Below are 22676 nucleotides of genomic sequence, written 5' to 3' on the forward strand. Positions count from 1 at the left end.
CTTCTTGTATTCGTTCTGAATTACTCATTCAAAGCCACTCAAACGCGGCTTATTATTTAGAATTTTCAGGGTTTTACATACTGTTCAATCTTCTGTTTTCAAAGTGCTTTGTTGTGTCTCTCGATCAGCAACTCATGTAGTATATCACGCGGCGCTTCGTTTGTCAACAACTTTTGTTATTTTCTTCAATCGACTTTTTTCGACTGCTGATGTGAGGTGTTCTCCATCGGATCTATAATATATCATGTCCCAAAGTGGATGTCAAGGAAATTTGTTGCATTTGTTTGAACAATTTTTTAGATTGTGGTTTTTCTCTTGTATTATGGGCATATTCTGCTGTTTTCCCTTAGCGAATGGGAAAAGAAAAAATCTACAAACCAGGTTATTCCTACCTTTGTTTGTAGATTTGTTTTAATTGCATATTGGATAAATACAACTTTTTCGTTATTTGAGCCCCTGCAGGACCCCTAGAACCATAAGATTCAGGAAGTTATGATTATATAGATAGGAGAGCCACTTGCTGGCTTCGATTTGCCGAGATAACGTAAGTCCCCATGTTGTACCTGAGAATGCGGTTATGAGGATGCAGGCGAGCCAAAGAAAGACAAGACCCTGGACTCCACCTAGCAGAGCCCCTGCTATCTTATTCATTCCGGATATAATAGGAAGTCTTGCTATGATATCAAGCCAGCTTACAATTAACTTCATGGCTAAGTAGACCACCGCAAACAAAATGACAAATCCCACGGAATTCAATATCTTATTTGCAAGGAAGTTTCCAATGTAATCTGTAAACGCTTGCACTCCAAGGAGCTGATACATCTCACTGTTGTTGTTTTCAATCAGAGCACTTTTCACATTCTGAGGTAGCTCAAGCTTTTCGATGACTGTCCGTTGAATGGATGGGACCTCAGAAGTAGTCTCACCTGTGTTATCTTCTCCTTGAAGGCCCACGGATTTTTTCATACTCTCGGATATGGTCTGCTGAAGTTTTGTGTTCTCTTTTATATATCCTGTTACGGTTGGCAATGCAGCACGGACTATGGTAAGTGAAATAATCACTGCCAGCATTGATACAACCAGCCGGATAAATCCTTTGTGATGGCCGTATAAAACCATTCCCAATAGGTAAATACCAGCTAATATTGATAACCAGTTTTCCATATATAGCCTCGTCATAATTGCCTTCCAAATACCAGGCGGTAGATAGCGGCTGCTACCCCGTCCTCATCATTGGTCTCTGTAATATAATTTGCTTCTGCCTTTAGTTCCTCACTTGCATTTTTCATAGCAACTCCAACTCCTGCCATACGAATCATAGTGAAGTCATTTTCGCCGTCTCCAATAGCCATGGTCTGATTTCTAGAGATACCCAGATGATCTGCAAGACGGTAAATGGCTTCTCCTTTTGATGCACCAAGAGCGTTGAGCTCTAGGTTGTTAGGAATGGAGGAGGTAACTAAAATATTATCCCACTTATCCAAATCTGCCCTTAATCTAGCTCGTCCCTCCATATCAGGGAAGAACAGGTTGATCTTCTCTACGGGCTTACCTGATTTCTTAACATAGTCTATGATATTAGGATGTATGTCTCTGGTGTTTTTGACCATCTCCTGTAATGATTCTGATAGACAATAATGGGATAGGTTTTCGAGAAACCTTCGTTCTGTGATTCCTCTTCCTTCTATATAAGGATCATACATGACAGGATAGTCATTCACAAAATTCAGAAGTTCCATGGCCAGCTCCCAGGTGAGCATACGAGTATCAATTACGGTCTCTTTTTCCAGATCATGAATGACAGCGCCATTGGTGGCTATGGCATATCTGATACCTTCTATGCTTTTCAACTCTAACGGTATGCCGTCTGCTGTGCGTCCGGTACAGGGAACAATGATAATTCCATTCTGAATACATTCAGATAGAGCCTTGCGATTCGTGTCTGAAAGCTGTTTTTTACTGTTTAACAATGTTCCATCCAAATCTAGTGCAATAAGCTTAATGTCCAATTTTATACTCCATTAATATATGAAATGTTCTTCTTGTAATACTAGAAGTCCGTCTTTATCGTATTTGGAAGAAAATAGATTCTTAAATCTCTTACCAAAGGATGGTTTCTCAGCCCGGTCTGCAGCTTCTTCAATTAGGCCTTCTGCTGCTGATTTGCTCAGTGAGATACCGTCTTCTTCCATGATTTCAATTCTCTCGTATAGAGCGAGCATACTTTTGCCTGTAATGCTACAGTCTATTTCATTGGCGTAACGGCAGGCATATTGAGCAAACTCATCAATATCCATCTCCTCGTTAGGAGCATAAGAAGCGGCTTCTTCACGTACGGATTGGCTGACTTCCTGGGTATTGGCCCTGCTCTGGGATTCTTTTTTGTTTTTGGAAAAGAACCCTTTCCGGGGAGCTGGTTTTTCTTCTATGGGTTCCTGGGAATTGTAATCTTCTTCAGGGGGATAATTGTTTTCATCTTCGTACCCGTAGTCTTCTTGATAAGCACCTTGAGAGTCATAAGAATCATCATTTTGGCGGAATGAAGGGGCCGCGTAATCAGTCTCAGGCTGTTCTCTTAAAATCTGAGGTTGAGAGATTGGGCGCTGGGGTGATGAAACGGGAGCTGCTTCTCCGCTTCCAATGCACTCAAACTTACTGGCAAGGGCGGAATGCTCTCTGTGAAGAAGCTCCATTTGTTTGGGGTTGTCAATCAAGACGACAATCATTCCACTGGTGTCCTGATCCATGATCTGATTTAATTCAATCAGGGCATCAGAAGTAAGATCTCCAGCTTCCTCTACAATAAGATCTTTTCCTGCAAGTTTATCTGCACAAGACAGTACTCCGCGCTTTGAAAGCCTAGAACCGGTGATCTTAGCAACTGGATTATTTACACCATTTTCCTTATGAATTTGCTTTAAGGCTTCTACTGCCATAGAAAGACCCTTCTCAGGGGTTCTCGCTTCTATCATAAGATGATTTCTTACAGGAGTCTCATCTAGTTCATCTTCCTCATAAAGATCTTCAAACTGTAGATGGTCTGGCTGGGTGTAATTAGACCCTTCCCGAATGGGCTCAAAGAAACTTTCTTCTGAGAATTTCTTTTCTAAGTCGAATGATTCATAGGAAGGTTCTGCCTGGGAGAATGATTCCGACTCTTCATCTGCCGTTGCAGCGGACTGTTCTTCGGCATGCAGGTCGCCTTCTTCGTAACTGTTGGCTTCCCCATAATTGTCGTGATCTAACTCCTGAGAATCCAATGATGCGTATGGAAGAACATCTGATGATTCCTCCAAGTCATTCTGAGACAGCTCTGATTCTTCCATATTATAATGGTAAGCGTCAGATTCCTCTAAATTATACTGGGAATGATCGGATTCTCCTTCGCCATACTGGTAGTTTAATCCCTCTTCCATTACGTACTCAGATAATTCAGATCCTTCTATGTCATACTGAGACAGCTGGGACTCATCTAGTCCTGGGCCTGTCAGGTTTTCTTCTTCGATCATTGGTCCCAAATTGGCTTCCAAGGATTCCTCTTCTTGTGAGAAATAAGATCCTCTTGGCCTTTTCACAGAGGTCATAGGACTGCCGACTCTTCGGATGTCTTCTAAGACTCTTGTGTGTTCCAGCTTTGGTTCCTCCTGAAGGACTGGTTCCTCATAGGATATCTTTGACAACTCTCTTGCCAAAGTTTCCTGAACATCGGCTTCCTCAATGGAGGTTTCTAAGTTGGAGGCTATAGGATTTTCTTCATATTGGAATTCAGGTTCCTGTGGAGCTGACTCTTCGTCGTAATACTCTTCCTCAGGTTCTGATTCTTCTGAAAGCATACTACCACTTCCATATCTCTGTTCCACTGCACGAAGTCTTGCTTCGTATTTGTCCCTATTTTCTACAAGGTCCATCTGATAATGGGTGAGAGGGGCATACTTAATCTTTAAGTCCATAGCCTTATCTACATATTTGCCAAGACCGAACATAAGCATAATCCGGTCACAGGTTTCTACGCAGCGATCAGGCATACCAGCCAGGCTGTATAATTCTGCAAGCTCATATAACCATTTCTCGTCAAGCTCTACACTTGTGTAGGACTCCAGAGAATGAATGAGTTGCTGAGCTGGGGCTCCTTTTGATTTTAAAATCATGTAACGAAGTAGCTGCTGTCTGGGATCATCAGATGCCAGATCACCAAATTCTTTATAATATCCTTCCGCTTCTTCGATATTGCCTTCCTTAATTGCCAACTCTGCTAACTTATATAATAGGCGTTTTCCAATCGGTGCGCGCTCATAAGCCTGTAGGAGTATCCCTTTGGCTTCCTGATATTCTTTATTTTTCTCGTATACCATGGCTACCATGGATAGCAGATTGGTGTTGCGTACTCTTCTCCAGTCAATGGTATCGGCTATTTTCATAGCCGTCTCATAGTCATCTTTGCCGACCAGTTTTTTGATCTGTTCAACCTTTATATTAAACTCGTACTTATCCATTATTTGCATCTCCTAACAAGGCAAATGAGTTACAGTTCGATCCTGCCCTCTAGGGCCCGTAACAATGTAACCTCATCTATGTACTCTAAATCTCCTCCAACGGGTACCCCGCTGGCTATACGGGTAACTCTAATTCCAGTGGGTTTGATCAGCTTGCTGATATACATGGCTGTTGTCTCGCCTTCAAGACTTGAATTGGTGGCAATAATCACCTCTTCTACATCTCCTTGCAGCCTCTGCATCAATTCTTTCAGCTTAATGTCTCCAGGTCCGATTCCCAGCATAGGGGAAATGGCTCCGTGAAGAACATGATAAACACCTTCAAACCTCCCGGTTTTTTCATAGGCAGCTAAATCTCTAGTATCTTCCACCACCATAATTACCTTATGATTGCGTTTTTCGCTCATACAAATAGGACATCGTTCCCGATCTGTCAGGGTAAAGCATTCCTTGCAGTAACGTACATTGCGTTTTGCTTCTGTAATGGCTGAAGCAAGGCCTGACACTTGTTCCTCCGGCATGTTAATAATATGAAACGCCAGACGTTGTGCGGATTTACTGCCAATGCCCGGAAGCTTTGACAGCTCTTCGATTAATTTTGTTATCTGACTGCTATAATAATCCATAATTAGAACGGAAAGCCTCCGCCTAAACCACCGCCAAGCCCTCCGGTAAGCTTAGCCATTGCTGAACTGTTCTCTTCCTCCATCTGGCGGAAAGCTTCATTGGTGGCTGCCATAATTAAGTCCTCTAACATCTCAATGTCTTCTGGGTCAACAACTTCCTGGGATAATTTTACAGATGTCACTTCTTTTTTACCAGATACTGTGACACTCACAGCTCCGCCGCCTGAAGTTGCAGTATATGCCTTATCCTCAAGAGTTTTTGTCGTCTCTTCCATCTGACGCTGCATCTTCTGTGCCTGCTTCATTAAATTGTTCATATTACCAGGCATTGCGCCTGGAAAACCGCCACGTTTTGCCATGGGATTCGTCCTCCTGATTTTCCTGTTTTATTAGTCTTCTATTGTAACTTCCATTAAAATGTTTGTCTTTAAATCTTCCTCGCTGACGTAAATGGTATCCAGGCGTTCGCCTCCGCCGCGAAGTCTTGTCTTAAAGTCAATGGACTTTTTGTAATGATCTTCAACGTATCGTTTCAAATTAATGATAACAGCTTCCCGGCTTCCGATCATGTAATTACTCTGGTCGTCAAAAACAATGCATAACAAGCTTTCTCCGGCAGGTTCCACTACAGTATCCCGAAAACTGGCCCTGATTGGACCTCCTAATTCTCGGGTGATCTTCCCCCACTCGCTGCGGACTAAATTCAAGTCCTCTAGCTGGCCTTTTGGCAAAGTTACACGCTCCGAAGGAGTCATCTCATCTTCTGGGACTGATGCCTCTTTCGGTGTGGCACTTACCACGACTCCATGTTCCATCTGCTTTTCTATCAATTTGATTCTCTCAATGAGGGAGTCTAAGTTCTCTTCCATCTGAGGTCGGGTCAGTTTTATGAGTGCGACCTCAATGAGGACCCGTTTCTGGGAAGCATATCTAAGCTGGTTTGAGAGATCTGAAAATATCCGGATATAACGAAGCAGTGTCTCCTGGTCAACCTGGTTGCTATCCTCTTTTAAGAGGCTCTGGTTTTCCGTTGACATATCAAGTAAGTTATCTGCATCATCAACGGATTTTAGAATGAGAAGATTTCTCAAATACCAGATGAAGTCTACCACGAACTGACCGAGTTCTCTTCCCTGGATTACCATCTCCTCAAGACAGGTAATACAGTCCTTTGTCCGGTTCTCTGTAACTGCACGGAACATCGTTCCAAATACAGTTGTATCCACAGCACCTAGGACGTCTAAGACGTTATCATAAGTAAGCATCTCTCCATAATGGAACGCAATGCACTGGTCAAGCAAGCTTAAGGCATCTCTTAAGGCACCGTCAGCCGATTTTGCGATATAGGTTATGGCTTTTTCTTCTACCTGTATGTGTTCGGCGGCAATAAGTTCCTTTAAGTGATCTGCAATGGTCTCTACTGTAATTCTTTTAAAATCATATCTTTGACAGCGAGACATTACCGTTACCGGTATCTTTTGTACCTCTGTGGTAGCTAAAATAAATATAACGTAGGAGGGAGGCTCTTCTAAGGTCTTTAACAGTGCGTTAAAGGCTCCTGTAGATAACATATGAACCTCATCGATGATATAAACACGGTATTTGCCTTCTGTAGGCGGATACTGGACTTGATCTCTGATCTCCCTGATGTTCTCCACGCCATTGTTTGATGCTGCATCGATCTCTGATACATTAAGAGAGGCTCCGGCTGCGATGTTCTTACAGGTGGAGCATTCTCCGCAAGGACTTCCGTCCTTTGGTTGCTCACAGTTGACTGCTTTCGCAAAGATCTTTGCAATACTCGTCTTACCGGTTCCTCTGGTTCCGCAAAACAGATATGCATGTCCAATACGTCCGGATACGATCTGGTTTTTTAATGTTTGTACGATATGGTCCTGACCCTTTACATCCGAAAAAGACGAGGGACGCCATTTCCGATACAATGCCGTATATGACATGCTGATTGACTCCTTATTCGTCTCCAAAGCTAATGCCTATCATCTTGGCTTCCTTGACAATAGAGCATTGGGGATCGACTGTTTTTAATTTTCCTGCAACTTCGGCTAGCGGCATGCTCACAATATCATTGTTTTGTACCGCAACCATGTTTCCAAATTCTTTGTTTTTAATAAGCATCGCCGCTTCTGCTCCAAGCCTGGTAGACAGCACACGGTCATAGGGACAGGGATCTCCTCCCCTTTGCATATGACCTGGGACGGTGACCCGCACCTCTTGGCCTGTCCGCTCCGTGATCATGGCACCAATTTCGTAAGCGATGGATGGATAGACAACTCCGCTTTTCTTTTTTTCTTTCAGCTCTTTTTTGGAAAGAGCCGCATTCTCTTTTGAAATAGCTCCCTCGGCAACGGCTATGATGGAAAACTTCTTACCGTTTCTCGTTCTGGCCTTAAGGGCCTCAATTACTATATCGAGATCATAGGGAAGCTCAGGAAGGAGAATGATATCAGCTCCTCCTGCAATGCCGGCATGTAAGGTAAGCCAGCCTACCTTATGCCCCATAACCTCTACGATAAAAACTCTGCCGTGGGAAGCGGCTGTGGTATGGATGCAGTCAATGGCATTGGTTGCCACATTCATAGCGCTCTGGAATCCAAACGTCATATCAGTTCCCCATAAATCATTATCAATGGTTTTTGGGAGTGAAACTACGTTAAGCCCCTCTTCACGAAGAAGATTGGCTGTCTTCTGGCTTCCGTTGCCTCCTAATACCACGAGGCATTCCAGTTTCAGTTTTCTATATGTGTGCTTCATGGCTTCCACCTTGTCAAGGCCGTCTGCATCTGGTGTTCGCATAAGCTTAAACGGCTGTCTTGAAGTACCAAGGATGGTTCCGCCTTTTGTCAAAATTCCGGAAAATTCTTCGGGTCTCATAATACGGTAAACCGTGTAAATCAGACCTTTATAACCATCTTCAAATCCTATGATTTCTATATCTTCGAACATCCGGTAAAGTGCTTTTGCCACGCCACGCATGGTTGCGTTAAGGCTTTGGCAATCTCCTCCGCTCGTCAGCATTCCAATTCTCATCATGAAAGCACACCTCTTCTTAGATTAGATTTGTCATTATAAAATAGGTACTATTATACCCATTTTATTCTCAATTATAATACAAAGGGGAATGGCGAGCAAGGGAAAACTTCATTATAATAGAAAAATAAGAAAAATTTAAACTAGATATCATGGAAATGTAAAAGACACCGCAAAACAGAATCTGTTTTCGGCGTCCGATGAACTTTATATTTAATCCGTGCGTCTCACTTTGAACCGCTACCACAGGCGTTACCCTGATAGTTAACTCAGTCCAGGCACCCTCACGGCACACAGTAACATTCATTTAGTGCTGCTGCATTCCTGCCCTGACACGGTTCACGAAGTACTGTTGCGTAAGACCCAAACGTCATCGCCACTTTTCAGGGGCAGCCCTACAGTAGCCGGCCCTGGGTGAGACATCACCCCTGCTAGAGCGGATTGCAGGTACAGGGCACCGCTATCTCCCCGGCTGCACGGAAACTTTATGACATTTTAATGTATAACCGCTGTTAAGTATACATGGTAACATAAATATTGTCAAGGTTTTACAGAGCATTTGCCACTTCCAGTTTCTGTTTTTTCTTTTCCCTTAATTCCCTAAAAAACTGTTTCATGGTCTGGGAACAATCTTCCTCAAGAATTCCAATCTCTGTCTCAACCTGATGATTGAACCGCTCCTCGTGAAGCATGTCCAAAATGGAGCCAGCACAACCTGCCTTTGGATTCATGCAGCCAATCACTACTCTGGGAATTCTGGCCTGAACAATGGCCCCTGCGCACATAGGACATGGCTCTAAGGTTACATACATGGTGCAGCCTTCTAATCTCCAGTCTCCCATATATTTACACGCTTTTTTTATGGCATTGATCTCAGCATGTGATAGGACATTTTGATCGATGGTGCGGCGGTTGTAGCCACGGGCAATGATTTTATCTTCATAAACAATCACGCAGCCAATTGGGACCTCTCCGATGGCACTTGCTTTTTTCGCTTGTAAGAGAGCTGCCCTCATATATTTTTCATCACTGGTCATGGTAATTCCTCTTTGCTTTTTATTATGGTATAATGAAAGTATATCATGAAACAAAGGAATGGTGAAGACATGAAACTTTGCGGTCTCCAAAAAACCACTCTTCTGGACTATCCTGGCCATGTAGCCGCAACCATATTCCTTGGCGGCTGTAATTTCTTATGTCCCTTCTGCCATAACAGCAGTCTGATTGGCGGGGATGTAACGCCTTCTTTTTCAGAAGATGATATTATGGATTTTCTTAAAAAAAGAAAGGGCATCCTGGAGGGAGTCTGCATCACGGGCGGTGAACCTACCCTAAATGGAGATTTAGAACCTTTTATTGAGACAATCAAGGACTTGGGATATCTTGTGAAGCTGGATACCAATGGGCATCAGCCTGAGGTATTAAAAACCCTGGTTTCTCATGGGCTTCTTGATTATGTGGCAATGGATATCAAAGCGGGAAAAGAAAACTATAAAAAGGCTTCTGGTATTGCCAGTATCCGTATGGAGCAAATAGAAAAAAGTGCTGCATTTCTAATGGAGGGACATGTTCCATGGGAATTTCGTACCACCACAGTAAAGGGAATCCACACCAAAGAGGACTTTTTTGCAATCGGGCAGTGGCTTCAAGGATCTTCCCATTATTACCTTCAAAATTATGTGGAATCCGAGGATGTTTTATGCCCTGGATATGAATCTTTTAGCAGAAGAGAATTAGAGGATTTTATTGACATTTTAACGCCATATCTTCCAAATGCATCGCTTCGGGGTGTAACAGAGTAAGGATAGTAAAAAATAGGGAGCTGAATCAGCTCCCTATTTTTATATCCGTGTACCAGAAACCAAACCTTCCATCTTCCACCGGCTGTTCTTTTGACAAAACGAAGCTAGGGAAACCGAACATGGAAGCCATGTATTGTTCATTGCTGTAATAATGACCGGGAACGCCCAAAAGGTAGCGAGGGGATCCGTTGGCATTGAATAGTTTTGCTAAAATTAAGTAACGGTAATTGTAAAATCCATGAAGTAAGAAACTGTTGTTGCCATATACCCAAGAGTCTCTTGGCAAAAGACCGATGTCCTGGGGCTTGATGGTTAGGATCTCACAACCTTCTTCGTAGTCAAACGCAAGTATTCTGGTATGCTCTCGTCTTAGTTTATCCCAGACAACATCATGAGAACTCTCTTCCTGGCCTTCGTTTTTAAGAAGACGTTCCAGGTCTGCCGGGTTTCCAAGGGTCGGTAAAACAGGTTCTTTTACTGGTTCCTCATTTACTAGTTCTTCTTTTAACGGGGCATCGGAACGATAGAGCAAGGTCTTACCGGGTGAAACGGACTCTTCATAGGATATTGCTTCTGCCGGAAGTGCTTCTGCTTCTACCTGACCGGTGGCTCCAGGTCTGTTTGGCTGTGGTACGCCTGGCATTGGGCCTGTAGAAGAAGGTGCTGGCTGTTGCCACCAGCCTGGAATTGGACCCGTGTTAACGGGAGGAGTTCCCTCTTTCCAGCCAGCAGTGGGACCTGTAATTGTGGGGCCTGGAACCGTGGGACCTGTAATTGTGGAGCCAGGAACCGTAGGACCTGTAATTGTGGGGCCTGGAACCGTAGGACCTGTAGTCCTTGGATTAGTTCCTGGAATCGGGCCTATGAATACAGGGCTCGTATTGGGAGTTGGACCTGTGGGTGTTGGACGCGTTATGTTCATTGGTCCTGTCAAAGTCGGGATTGGTTCACCAGGGGGTATTGGCGACGGGCCTGTTGCACCTGGACCTGTCATTCCAGGCATAGTTCCCTGTTGCTGTGCGTCCAATAATGATTCCAAAGGATCTGCTTCTGCAAAAGCACCTTTTGTAATGGCGTCATCCAGAATATCCTTTTTTGCATCACTTTCCAGGGAGGCAACCAGGTTCTCCTCCCGAACTCCTTCCTCAGCGTACTGCTGAGACGTTTCTTGATTTTCTGAAGCTTCGTTGGACTGCAATGGAAATTCTTCTTCAATTTCCTGGACAGCCTTTTTTATCTGCTCCTCTGAAATTGCGGGTCGGTCATCGTCATGATTAGCCTGAGATGCCTTCTGTAATTCCAACTCTGCTGCATGAGCAACTGCGTCTTCCCATATGGTTGTATAAGAGCGCCATGTATTTTTCACGTCGTGGATGGTCAGTCCAAAGCACTGATCCACGGCAATGCCGGAATGCTCGATATCACTTGCTGATACTGCGGCCCTGAATTCTCCAGAACCACCACGTATGAAAATATTACCGAGGTAAATTTCCTGTTCTCCAGCTAATAAGTAAACCCCTATATCATTGCCACCCACATATACCCGTTTAACATTTACCGTAATCTTGCATTGGATTCCTCTAGTCTCTATCTTGGCAAATCCGATGTTTTTTCCTTTGACTCCGCCTTCGTAGGCATAAATATATGAGATTAGTCTTCGATAGTTAGACATGCCACCACTCCTTTATAATTATTTTATGCCGAATGCCATTGCATCTATGACATAAAAATGTTATCCTGTTGAAAGAAATAAATAAAAATTTTTTCCAATTCTACGGAGGAATAAAAAATGAAGCTTTATCGCGCGATGGATTATAACGATATGAGCCGCAAAGCTGCCAATATTATCTCAGCTCAGGTTATCATGAAACCAAACTGTGTACTGGGTCTGGCAACAGGTTCTACACCAGTTGGTATCTACAAACAATTGATTGAATGGTACAGTAAGGGCGATCTTGATTTTTCCAGAGTAAAAACTGCAAACCTTGATGAATACAAAGGCCTTACCAAGGAAAATGATCAAAGCTATTATCATTTCATGCGTGAGAATCTGTTTCGCCATGTAAATATCAACGAAGCATATACCAACATACCTGATGGAACTGAAACAGATGCGAACAAGGAAGCGGCCCGCTATGAGGAGACCATAAAAGAGCTTGGGGGCATTGACTTACAGCTCTTAGGACTGGGACACAACGGACATATCGGCTTTAATGAGCCTTCTGATATCTTTACAAGAGATACTCACATCGTGGATCTTCAGGAAAGCACCATCGAGGCCAATAAGCGGTTTTTTGATACCATTGAAGAGGTCCCAAAGCAAGCTTATACCATGGGAATCGGCACCATTATGAGTGCCAAAAAGATTCTTCTTGTAGTAAGCGGCGAGGATAAAGCTGAAATCCTTCATGATGTCATCACTGGACCTGTAAGTCCACGTGTACCTGCATCCATTTTGCAACTTCACCCAGATGTGATTATTGTTGCCGATGAGGCTGCATTAACTAAGTTTTGATCCCAAAAGGACCATACTACTATACTATGATTGACTTTGTAATATTTGAATGATATGATAACATAAGTTATTTTAAGAGGAGGTGAGACGCATGCAAACGATTTCTATAAGATTAACTTCATTATGGCAAAATCTTCTGTTTATTACTGTGATTTTCTGTAATATCGCACAGTCCGTGTATCAGTGCGCCTTTTTTTACGAAAATCGCAGCGTCTCACCTCAGATTCTGTCTATCGACCGGTAGCTAATTTTGCTGATCCTTGACTGATATTCTGCCCGGACGCGATTCGTACCGGGTTTTTTTGTGCGTTTTTTCGGGAAATAAGGGTACAAAGCGGACATCACTTTGTGTCAATGCGACTTATTTCAGCCACAAATTGGAGGAATTTCAATCATGAATCAGAACAAAAATGTTCTTACCGGCTATGGCTCCCTTCTAAAAGCCATACGCTCCACTATGTCTATTTGTGCAAAACAGATCTTTGACGGCGGCTTCCTGTTCGTAGCAGGAGGTTATATGATTCAGGCCGTCCAGTTTGTTATGCTTATTTTTATCTGGAAGTCTCTAAAGCAAGGGGAAGAATTGATGACCTATACCCTTATGGCTACCATATTACATCAGGAATTAAACATCATTTCTCCTGCCACAGCTTCCCTTTGGGAGGGCTCTGTCATTGGGCGCTTCTTAAGGCCTATACCGGTGGAAGTCAGCTTTTTTGCTGAAACCGTTGGGAAGTGGTGGATCCCTCATTTCCTGTTTTTCGGGCTTCCCTTATGGCTTTTAGCACCGGCTTTTGGCATAAGTCCATTGCCGGCTTCCGCTATGCATGGGCTTTTGGCTTTGATAAGTCTTATCCTGGCGGCATCCCTGGGATTTGCTCTGGATCTTATTTTTGCTTCTTTTGCCATGCATTTAAAAAATGGCTGTTTTGCGGCTTTGGCCATAAGAGAGGCAATTTTCGCATTGTTATCTGGGGAAATGATTCCGTTTTCCCTGTTTCCTAAGGCGGTGGGGAGGTTATTTTCCTTGATGCCCCTTGGGTCTATTGCTCACGGGCCCTTGACCATTTATACAGGTCTTGCAAACAACCCGCTATGGGTACTGGGACTTCAGCTATTTTGGAATCTTGTGTTATGGACCGTGGCAATTTTGTTTTTTAGAAAAAGCAAAGAAAGGATGATATCTTTTGGTGGATAATTTAAAAACGGTTTTTCGATTGTATCGACGGTATGCGGTTATGGATCTTTTATGGCTTCTTCGTGATACCAGATATTTTTTCATACAAGTTTTATCAGATGGGATAAGTGGAGGGTGTACGGTTGCTGGAGTTTATCTCCTGTCACTGAATTTTGATCATTTTGCAGGTATGAAACAGAGTGAGATATTATTTATGATGGGCTACGCTCTTTTTGTAGACGGGATCTTTAATTTATTTTTCATTGGAAATAATTCAGGTTTTATTAGCAGGATCGTGGGCAGAGGTCAGCTTGACCACCTGATCATACAGCCTGTTCCTTTATGGGCAGAGCTTTTGGCACAAGGATTTTCACCCTTTTCTGGTTCCCCACTCTTTTTGTTCGGGACTGGTCTTGCTATTTACGGAGCCATAAAGGCAGGAATTATTATAAATGCAGTATGGCTTTCCATATTCCTTTTCTATGGAATCTGCTCCTGTCTTTTAATTATGTCATTTTTGTATATTATCTCTTGCATGGCCTTTTATGCGCCGGCGGCTGCAGAGGAGATTTCCATGGTGGGAAGGGATCTGTTCTCCACCTTAAAGACGTATCCTTTAGGAAGTATGAATCCGGTAGTGAAACGATTGTTTCTCACGGTTCTTCCCATTGGACTCTCCGCCTGGTTCCCCTCTCTTTTGCTGTTAAAGGCTGGGACAGAAGGAATTACTGCGCTAGCATTTTTGCCGTCTCTGTATCTCCCGGGGGTGACCTTGGTATTTATGCTGACCGTATTATTATTATTTAAGAAAGGTATGAAACATTATGAACGATATGGCTCGCCAAGATACACCGGCTTTGGTTTTAGATAAAGTAACAAAAGAATATTCACAGTGGCAAAGAAGCGGAGAAACAAAAGATATTATAAGGAATCTCTTGCGACCAGAAAAAAGAGTGGTGACTGCCTTAGATCAGGTTTCCCTGGTTATTAATTCCGGAGAATTTGTGGCATATGCCGGGGCAAACGGTGCCGGGAAAAGCACAACCATTAAAATCTTATCCGGCATCCTTACGCCAACGAAAGGAGGGGTGACCGTACTGGGACTTAATCCTTTAAAAGACCGGATTCCCCTTATGCACCGGGTCGGAGTTCTTTTTGGTCAAAGAACCGAATTATGGTGGGATCACCCGGTGATTACAAGTTTCCAATGGAAAAAGGATGTGTGGAATATCCCTGACCAGGTATATGAGAAAAATCTTCAAATGGTTACGGAGCTTTTAGACCTGCCTGATATCTTAAAAACGTTTGCAAGAGAGCTAAGTCTTGGACAGAGAATGCGGGCAGATATTGCCATGCTTTTATTACACGGACCAGAACTGATTTTTCTAGATGAGCCGACTCTTGGCCTTGATGTATTAGCAAAACAGCAGATGATTGGCTTCTTAAAAAAGCTTAACAAGGAGTATGGAACGACTGTAGTGGTCACCAGCCACGACATGGATGATCTAGAGGAGATGGCTCAGAGAGTGGTCTTTATTAACAAGGGGAAAATTGCTTTTGATGGAGATTTCGATTCCCTAAGAAGCGTAATGGGTGGCTTCTATCGAATCTTAGTCACCACACAACCAGGAGTACCTGCTCTCTCTCTGCCAGAGATGAAACTGTTGCATTCAGAAAATGATGTTCATGAATATGAATTTGACCGCACAAAGGTCCCAATCCATGAGGTTTTGGGTAATCTATCTAATTACAGTCAGATTCTTGATTTAGAAATCAAAAAAGCTCCCATTGAAGACGTTGTTGCTAGTCTTTATTTAAGCTGGAAGGAAAATTAGTAGTTGGATTTTTATGGGAAATAGTGTAGAATATCAGTAAAAGATGGGAAACGGAGACGAATTATGGCATATACGTTTACGAAAGATTTAGAAACAGGGAACCAGTTAATTGATACGGAACATCGTCAGCTTATCGACGCAATTAACAACCTATTAACGGCATGTTCTACTGGAAAGGGACGTGCTGAACTGGCGAATACCACAAAGTTTTTGCAGGATTATACTGCAAAACATTTTGGTGATGAGGAGAAATTACAGCTTCAGAGCCAGTATCCTGATTATGCAAACCACAAACGATATCATGAAGAATTTAAGAAGGTAGTTGCTGGCATCTGCCAGAAGCTTGAAAAAGACGGTCCTACTGTTGCATTGGTTGGAGAAGTAAATGGTGCAATCGCAGGTTGGCTGATCAATCACATCAAACGTGAAGATGTTAAGGTAGCAAACCACTTAAAGAGCAAATCCTAATTAAAACTTATTAAAAACAGCAGACTCCTCTTATGTTGCATTGAGGAATCTGCTGTTTTTTTGCATTTTGGAGAAATTCTTTTTCTCTTCTCTTTTAATCCTGATTACTTTTTGATAGAATAAACATTATGTATAAACTACTACACACTCTCAGAAAGAAGGTACATGATTATGAAGGATCCAAACTGCGCATACTGCATGAAGGGTGACCTGGTTGCTAAATTCGGTTATCCCATCTGTGAGATGGAAACAGGCTTTTTATATTTATTTAAGGAGCAAAGCAAAAAGGGCAGAGTTATTCTTGCCTATAAAGATCATGTAAGCGAAATGATCGATATCAGCGAAGAAGAAAGAAATGCATTCTTTGGTGAGGTCTCCAAAGTTGCAAAAGCCATTCATACTGTATTTCACCCAGATAAGGTTAATTATGGAGCATACGGAGACACAGGCTGCCATCTTCACATGCATATTGTTCCCAAGTATAACGGGGGAGACGAATGGGGCGGTACCTTTACCATGAACCCGGACAAGGTTTATCTTACGGATAAGGAATATGAGGAAATGGCTGCTGCCATTCGGGAAGCATTATAAAGAGCAACACATGTTTTTTTAAAGGAAGGGCTAAGTCATGTTAGAAGAACTCAGATTACAGGCATCAAGCGCTGCCAGGGAGCTTTTGGAGGCCGCACATTTAAAAAAGGGTGACTTGGTTGTCATCGGCTGTTCTTCTAGCGAGATCGCCGATCACCAGATAGGCTCTCACTCCAGTGAAGAGATTGGCCAGGAAGTGTATTCTGCCATCTATCAGGTGTTTCACGAGCAGGGAATCTATGTTGCTGCTCAGTGTTGTGAGCATCTTAACCGGGCTTTAATCCTGGAACAGGAAGCCGCTGAGCGTTACAATTACGAATTAGTTAATGTAATGCCCCAGCTCAAGGCAGGCGGATCCTTTGCAACGGCAGCGTATAAGACTCTCTCTCACCCTGTAGCGGTGGAGTGGATTAAAGCTCATGCAGGGATTGATATTGGAGATACCCTCATCGGTATGCACTTACGTGCCGTTGCCGTTCCCATACGAATTGAAACAAAGTATATTGGCTCCGCCCGTGTGGTTGCCGCTCGTACCAGACCAAAATACATTGGCGGAATGCGTGCCTGCTATGATGACACAATTGGATAGAATATAGGAATATGGGTGTTAAAAAAGCTTTAAATGGCGCATGGAATTGCCATTTAAAGCTTTTTTCTTCTCTCAATATGCCATTGCTGTAATTATGATATGACTGAAATTATTTAGTCGCGTACATAAAGAACCAGTATCCATATGGAGAATGCCATGTTCCTTTTATGTCTTCATTCTGCAGATAATAATCATTTGAATAAATAAGAGGACAAACTGCTGCATCTTCCATGATCATTTTTTCTGCCTGATGAAGCTTTTCATAATGTTCTTTCTTATCAGCCGTATCACGAGACTGAGCTAAAACAGCATCCACTTCAGGATTGGAATACTTTCCGTCATTGTTACCACTTGTGGAATGAAGCAATGTTAACATGTTGGAAGGATCATCGTAATCGTATACCCAGCCGCCACGACAGATCTGGAAATCTCCTGCACGACGGGTTGGGGTGAAGGTGGACCATTCTACAATCTTAATATCCATCTTTACGCCAAGCTCGCTCCAGGCATTCTGCAAATACTCTGCAACTGGCTTATTATATCCTGCATCGTTTGTCATGTATTCGATAAATGGAAGGCCTTCCCCATTGGGATAACCTGCTTCAGTTAAAAGCTCTTTTGCTTTTTGAACATCTGCCTCATGATCATCGATGTTGAAGTAATCTCCACCGTTGTTTTTGCGAGTTACTTCTTCAAAAGAAGAATTTTCTTCCACATCTGAAATACCAGGTCCTACAAAATTAGATGCAGGGGTTGCTGTTTCCATCATCAGTGTGTTTGCAATATAACTACGGTCAATTGCAAGGCTTAATGCACGGCGAACTTTCACATTATCAAAAGGTGCCTTCTGAACGTTGAAAATTGCATAGGTTGTCGCCATACGTGGTTCTAGGTGGAAATCAGGATTGCCCTTAACACTTGGAATCTCTTCCGTAGGTACATCACGAATCATCTGTACTTCACCTGTACGGTATGCACTGTAAGCCGCATTGGAATCTTCCATCAGTACGAATTTTATGGTGTTTACTGTGATTTTATCTGCATTCCAGTAATTTTCATTCTTTGCAAATGTAATATGAGAGCCTGGAACCCATTCGATCATCTTTAATGGACCATTAGAAATATAGGTTTCAGGAGTTAAAGACCACTGGTCTCCCTTCGCTTCCACTACATCTTTCTTTACTGGTACCATACTTGCATGGGTAATAATTTTATCAAAATAAACGCATGGAGCGGAAAGCTGTACGACAAAGGTCTTAGGGTCTGTTGCAGAAACACCAAGTGCATCAAGATTTCCTTTGGCTGCCTCCTCATATCCTTTTACCATAGAAAGCATATCGGCTCCATATGGTGCTGCAGTCTTAGGATCTGCCAGATGCTTAAAGGAATATACATAATCTTCCGCAGTCAATTCGGAACCATCACTCCATTTTAAGCCATCTCTCAAATGGAAGGTATAGGTCATTCCGTCATCACTTATATCAAACTTTTCTGCTTGTCCAGGGATAATGTTGTTGTCCTTATCAACCATCATTAAGGTCTCAAATGCGTGCAGAATCATATTCGCACCATCCATGGAAGAGTTTAAAGCTGGATCAATGGTTTCTGGGTCAGGTCCAATCTGTACAGCCAGATCAAGGCCGCCTGATGTGGTGTTTCCTGCTGCCACTGTGCTCTGGGTATTGTTTTGAGCGCCGGATTTACCGGAACCGCCACATGCTGTTAAAACAACACTAGAAGCAAGGACAGCCGCTAAAACGAGTGCCGTTTTCTTCATATTTCTTTCCTCCAAATTTTCTTCTTACGTCCGTCGAACGCAGACAACGCAAATATTAGCATATCACAGAAAATGACATCTTGCAATGTAGGAATTTTGCCCAAACCCCTTTGTTTGGTAGCGTATTAGAGTGATAACGTATCAAAGGGCCAGACAATTTCAACAAGGAACTGTCTGGCCCAAGAGGACACATTGACTTATAATTAACGATATGAGGTTTTTAATGCTTTTACAAGGACCTTAGGATCCATGGCATATGGGGTAACCGGGCATATCTTTTTCTTCACTCCCATCAGGGTATATACTGCTATCCTGGCGGCTCGAACGGAGTATTCTTCGGTAAATACCATGTCGTCTGGTATTTCCACAAATTGACTGACCATGGCAAAGTTAGTGGAACCTTTTGGTACCACATTGGGCCGGTCGGCCATCTTCCTTGGCTGGAACTGAGCGTCGATATAAGGCATCATGCATGGTATGACGTCCACCACATCATGAAGGAGCTCGTCTTTTTTATCCTCCATATGAAGGTGATGAAGAAGTTCAGTAAAAATCTCTTCCCCAGTGCAGTCCTTCATAGGCTTTTTCACATAGTCGCCTTCCTCACTGGTATATAGACCATATCCCCAGAAAATAGTCTGATCCATGGGCTGATTGATAAAATGAGGCTGAGCAGCTACCACAATGCTTAAGAGCCAGTTAGAATCCTTAAAGGTCATTAGCGCACCGCTTCCTGGAACATTGCCAGAGTATCGTTCAATCATTTTAAGAAGCTTATTCCCCTTACTTGTTACCGTAAAGCTTTCCCAGTTCGTTTCATGAACATCTCCAAAGAATGGATACGGATTTCCAAGTCCCGGTTTCTTTACCGCAATCTTGCTCCACAGTTCCCCGGAGATTGGCCTTAATTGCGGGGCAGGCGCAGGCGTGTTTAAATCTCCCAAGGTTGCACTGTCAGTCATACAGGCATTAGTCATAATACAGATATCCTGATCTGTCAGCTCCACTTTTCTTTCCACTCCATAATCCTTTAAGTGAAGAGCTTCTACCGTAATTCCATCACCTTGTGAGAAATCAATATCTTTGACAATACAATTCTCCGAAAATACAACGCCTTGCTTTCTTAAATATAGTTCCAAGGGACGAATCACACTGTCATATTGATTGTATTGGGTTCTCGTCACACCTTCCAAAGTGTCAATTCTTGAAAATTCCAAAATCATCCGACGCATATAGCGACGAAATTCAAACAGACTGCTCCATTTTTGGAACGCAAAGGTTGTCTGCCACATATACCAAAAATTCGTAGTAAAGAAATGAGGCATATCAGCAAACCATTCCTCTATGGTCAAATCATCAAGTTTATGTTCCGGTGTATTCATGAGCCGAAACAATGCCATACGCTCCTTTTGAGTAAATCCCATGGATGAAACATTCAAAATCTTACCATCTTTATCGATGAGCCTGGCCTTTGCAAAGGTAGGGTGAGCATGATCAAAACTTAAGATTTCTTCAGTCACGCTGCGGCCTGAGTGTTCCTGGGATGGGATGGTGCGAAACAGCTCCCAAAAGTTTTCATAGGTCTCTTCATTCAGCATTCGGCCTCCCCGGCAGACAAAACCTTTCTCTGGAGTTCCGATTCCGTCATTGCTTCCTCCAAGTATGTGCATGCCTTCAAAGATGGTGATCTGTTCTCCTGGCATATTACAGTCTCTGATGAGATAGGCTGCACCTGCCAGATTCCCAAGACCTCCCCCTATAAAATATGCTTTTTGATTCTCCCTTTGATTACACTCCTTAGGCTGTCCTTTTGAAAACAACTCTTTTTGATCCTTACGGCTCTTATAATAGTCGTAAGTTTTTTTGGCGGCGATCCCTGCGGCGGCGGTCGCAGCGCCCCATGCGAGTATTTTACCGAGATTCTTTTTTTCACTCATAAGCCATCACTCCATTCTCTAAAATAATTTATCTAATGAGATTATATTATCATACTTCATTTCATCCGTCACCATACATACTTTTACACCGTACAAAAAAACGGCACCATGAATATGGCGCCGAATATAAGGTTTACTAACCTTTTAATTGTTTATTAACTGGGTGAAAAAATTGCTTAAGCCTGCGAATTCTTTCAGGGTTAAGGTTTCTCCACGGACGGAAGGGTTAAGGCCCATGTGTTCAATCGCTTCAATGATCTGCTCTTTTGTAAAGGAGATCTCTGAAGAATTGTTTAACCCATTTTGCAGGGTTTTTCTTCTCTGATTAAAGGAGGCCCTGATCAGGCGAAACATAAGCTTGGGATCTACAACGTCTACTGGAGGAGTCTTGTATCTTGTCAGCCGAATGACGGCAGAACCCACTCCCGGGCGAGGGATAAAGCAGTTAGGTGGTACATTGGCCACAATATAAGGCTCTGCATAATACTGTACAGCCAGGGAAAGGGCACCATAATCCTTGGATCCTGGTCCTACCTGCATCCGATCTGCCACTTCCTTTTGTACCATTACAGTTATATTGTCAATGGGAACTCCTCCCTCGAACAGTCCCATAATAATCGGGGTGGTGATGTAGTAAGGAAGATTTGCTACTACCTTAATAGGACGTCCTTGGTTGTAATCTTGAGTAATTTGATTGATGTCAACTTTAAGGATGTCTTGGTTAATTATGGTTACATTATCATAATCGGCTAGCGTCTCATTTAAAATCGGGATCAGCTTTGTATCGATCTCTACCGCAATTACATGACCTGCTTCTTCTGCTAGATATTGTGTCATGGTTCCGATTCCCGGTCCAATCTCCAGAACACAATCTTCTTTTGTCATTCCCGCTGAATTTATAATCTTCTCCAGCACATGGGTATCAATTAAGAAATTCTGACCGAATTTCTTCTGGATTGTAAAGTCGTGTTTTTTTATGATTTCAATGGTTTTTTGGGGTTGTCCCAGTGTTGCCATGTTTGTCCTCCGTTTTCTATACTATTACTTGATTCGGTACATGTTTTTTGCATTTTCGTTGGTAATTCTTATAACCTCTTCTTCAGAAATGTTTTTAATTGAACTGATTTCTGATACTACATAGGAGAGGTTTAAGGAGGAATTTCGTTTTCCTCTGTTTGGTACTGGTGCAAGATAAGGGCAGTCTGTTTCTAAAACCAACTGTTCTATTGGCATGTACTCAACTACTTCTTTCAGTTTTTTGGCATTTTTAAAGGTTAAAACACCTCCAATGCCCAGATAGAAGCCCATGTTTAAGTATTCCCTTGCCATCTCTTTTCCATAGGAAAAACAGTGAATGACCCCACCTAGCTCCTGGGACTTTTCTGCCTTCATGATATCTAGGGTATCCTTCGCCGCATCTCGGCTGTGGATAATAATTGGAAGATTCACCTCCCTTGCCAGTGTGAGCTGACGGATAAACCATTTCTTTTGTGTCTCACGGTCAGGCTCGTCCCAGTAATAGTCAAGTCCAATTTCTCCAATGGCTACGACCTTTGGATGAGAGGACTGTTCCTTTAGCCAAGTAATTCCCTCTTCATCAAGTTCTGCCGTCTCGTTTGGATGCACGCCAATGGCACCGTATACATTGGGATATTGGTCTATCATTTTCATGGTGTTTTGAGAGGTCTTGATGCTGGCACCTACATTGGTCACCGCCTCTATGCCATGGTGAAAAAGACTTTTTAATAATTCTTCTCTATCTTCTTCAAATGCCTCATCGTCATAATGGGCGTGTGTATCAAAAATCATCATATCTCC

General features: G+C 42.8%; 21 protein-coding genes and 1 other RNA gene. 8 read left to right on the forward strand and 14 right to left on the reverse strand.

What is annotated here, in order from left to right; all coding sequences use genetic code 11:
- Positions 1–444 precede the first annotated feature (444 nt).
- From BET01_RS07320 to tadA, 9 genes are all read right to left on the reverse strand, one after another.
- Positions 445–1164 carry a CvpA family protein gene (locus tag BET01_RS07320; RefSeq protein ID WP_120196291.1) on the reverse strand — a complete coding sequence of 240 codons (720 nt, stop codon included), beginning with the start codon at positions 1162–1164 and terminating at the stop codon, positions 445–447.
- Between the two features lie 11 nt (positions 1165–1175).
- Positions 1176–2009: a Cof-type HAD-IIB family hydrolase gene (locus BET01_RS07325; protein WP_120196158.1), complete on the reverse strand. Its 834-nt coding sequence runs from the start codon at positions 2007–2009 to the stop codon at positions 1176–1178.
- A gap of 12 nt (positions 2010–2021) precedes the next feature.
- Positions 2022–4493 (reverse strand): tetratricopeptide repeat protein, encoded by a 2472-nt coding sequence (locus BET01_RS07330; protein ID WP_120196159.1) that lies wholly within the window; start codon positions 4491–4493, stop codon positions 2022–2024.
- 29 nt (positions 4494–4522) lie between these two features.
- On the reverse strand, positions 4523–5119 hold the full coding sequence (gene recR, locus BET01_RS07335) for a recombination mediator RecR (RefSeq protein WP_120196160.1): 597 nt from the start codon (positions 5117–5119) through the stop codon (positions 4523–4525).
- 2 nt (positions 5120–5121) lie between these two features.
- Positions 5122–5478 carry a YbaB/EbfC family nucleoid-associated protein gene (locus BET01_RS07340; protein WP_120196161.1) on the reverse strand — a complete coding sequence of 119 codons (357 nt, stop codon included), beginning with the start codon at positions 5476–5478 and terminating at the stop codon, positions 5122–5124.
- A gap of 30 nt (positions 5479–5508) precedes the next feature.
- The gene (gene dnaX / locus BET01_RS07345) at positions 5509–7077 is read right to left on the reverse strand and encodes a DNA polymerase III subunit gamma/tau (RefSeq protein ID WP_120196162.1); all 1569 of its coding nucleotides are present in this window, start codon (positions 7075–7077) and stop codon (positions 5509–5511) included.
- A 13-nt stretch (positions 7078–7090) separates the two neighbouring features.
- Positions 7091–8170, reverse strand: coding sequence for a 6-phosphofructokinase (locus BET01_RS07350; RefSeq protein ID WP_120196163.1), 1080 nt, complete (start codon positions 8168–8170; stop codon positions 7091–7093).
- Between the two features lie 215 nt (positions 8171–8385).
- Positions 8386–8647: signal recognition particle sRNA large type (gene ffs / locus BET01_RS07355), an RNA gene on the reverse strand.
- Between the two features lie 68 nt (positions 8648–8715).
- Positions 8716–9204, reverse strand: a complete 489-nt coding sequence (tadA, locus tag BET01_RS07360; RefSeq protein WP_120196164.1) for a tRNA adenosine(34) deaminase TadA — start codon at positions 9202–9204, stop codon at positions 8716–8718.
- 69 nt (positions 9205–9273) lie between these two features.
- On the opposite strand from tadA, the gene BET01_RS07365 reads away from it, so the two are divergent.
- A complete protein-coding gene (locus tag BET01_RS07365) occupies positions 9274–9969 on the forward strand; it encodes an anaerobic ribonucleoside-triphosphate reductase activating protein (protein WP_120196292.1) in 696 nt (231 codons plus the stop codon).
- Between the two features lie 25 nt (positions 9970–9994).
- Here the strand turns inward: BET01_RS07365 and BET01_RS22005 are convergent, their stop codons facing one another.
- Positions 9995–11641: a hypothetical protein gene (locus BET01_RS22005; protein ID WP_243117150.1), complete on the reverse strand. Its 1647-nt coding sequence runs from the start codon at positions 11639–11641 to the stop codon at positions 9995–9997.
- 117 nt (positions 11642–11758) lie between these two features.
- On the opposite strand from BET01_RS22005, the gene nagB reads away from it, so the two are divergent.
- The 7 genes from nagB (at position 11759) to BET01_RS07415 (ending at position 17144) form a co-directional block, all read left to right on the forward strand.
- A complete protein-coding gene (gene nagB / locus BET01_RS07385; protein WP_120196165.1) occupies positions 11759–12484 on the forward strand; it encodes a glucosamine-6-phosphate deaminase in 726 nt (241 codons plus the stop codon).
- 394 nt (positions 12485–12878) lie between these two features.
- Positions 12879–13682 (forward strand): hypothetical protein, encoded by an 804-nt coding sequence (locus BET01_RS07390; protein WP_120196166.1) that lies wholly within the window; start codon positions 12879–12881, stop codon positions 13680–13682.
- Entirely contained in the window at positions 13675–14532 is an 858-nt protein-coding gene (locus tag BET01_RS07395) for an ABC-2 family transporter protein (RefSeq protein ID WP_120196293.1), read from the forward strand. The genes BET01_RS07390 and BET01_RS07395 overlap by 8 nt, the downstream gene beginning before the upstream one ends.
- On the forward strand, positions 14486–15496 hold the full coding sequence (locus tag BET01_RS07400; protein WP_120196167.1) for an ABC transporter ATP-binding protein: 1011 nt from the start codon (positions 14486–14488) through the stop codon (positions 15494–15496). The genes BET01_RS07395 and BET01_RS07400 overlap by 47 nt, the downstream gene beginning before the upstream one ends.
- A 63-nt stretch (positions 15497–15559) precedes the next feature.
- Entirely contained in the window at positions 15560–15964 is a 405-nt protein-coding gene (locus tag BET01_RS07405; protein WP_120196168.1) for a bacteriohemerythrin, read from the forward strand.
- Positions 15965–16135: 171 nt separating this feature from the next.
- Positions 16136–16555 carry an HIT family protein gene (locus tag BET01_RS07410; protein WP_120196169.1) on the forward strand — a complete coding sequence of 140 codons (420 nt, stop codon included), beginning with the start codon at positions 16136–16138 and terminating at the stop codon, positions 16553–16555.
- A 37-nt stretch (positions 16556–16592) separates the two neighbouring features.
- Positions 16593–17144, forward strand: a complete 552-nt coding sequence (locus BET01_RS07415; RefSeq protein ID WP_120196170.1) for a TIGR01440 family protein — start codon at positions 16593–16595, stop codon at positions 17142–17144.
- Positions 17145–17253: 109 nt separating this feature from the next.
- On the opposite strand, the gene BET01_RS07420 is transcribed toward BET01_RS07415, so the two are convergent.
- The 4 genes from BET01_RS07420 to BET01_RS07435 form a co-directional block, all read right to left on the reverse strand.
- Complete coding sequence (locus BET01_RS07420; protein ID WP_120196171.1) at positions 17254–18921, reverse strand: peptide ABC transporter substrate-binding protein; 1668 nt, start codon at positions 18919–18921, stop codon at positions 17254–17256.
- A 203-nt stretch (positions 18922–19124) separates the two neighbouring features.
- Positions 19125–20858: an oleate hydratase gene (locus tag BET01_RS07425; protein WP_120196172.1), complete on the reverse strand. Its 1734-nt coding sequence runs from the start codon at positions 20856–20858 to the stop codon at positions 19125–19127.
- Between the two features lie 144 nt (positions 20859–21002).
- Positions 21003–21875 carry a 16S rRNA (adenine(1518)-N(6)/adenine(1519)-N(6))-dimethyltransferase RsmA gene (gene rsmA / locus BET01_RS07430; RefSeq protein ID WP_120196173.1) on the reverse strand — a complete coding sequence of 291 codons (873 nt, stop codon included), beginning with the start codon at positions 21873–21875 and terminating at the stop codon, positions 21003–21005.
- A 24-nt stretch (positions 21876–21899) separates the two neighbouring features.
- Positions 21900–22667 carry a TatD family hydrolase gene (locus BET01_RS07435; RefSeq protein WP_120196174.1) on the reverse strand — a complete coding sequence of 256 codons (768 nt, stop codon included), beginning with the start codon at positions 22665–22667 and terminating at the stop codon, positions 21900–21902.
- Between the last annotated feature and the right edge of the window lie 9 nt (positions 22668–22676).

Origin of the sequence: Lacrimispora algidixylanolytica (assembly GCF_003609635.1) — a bacterium.
Classification (GTDB): Bacteria; Bacillota; Clostridia; order Lachnospirales; family Lachnospiraceae; genus Lacrimispora; species Lacrimispora algidixylanolytica.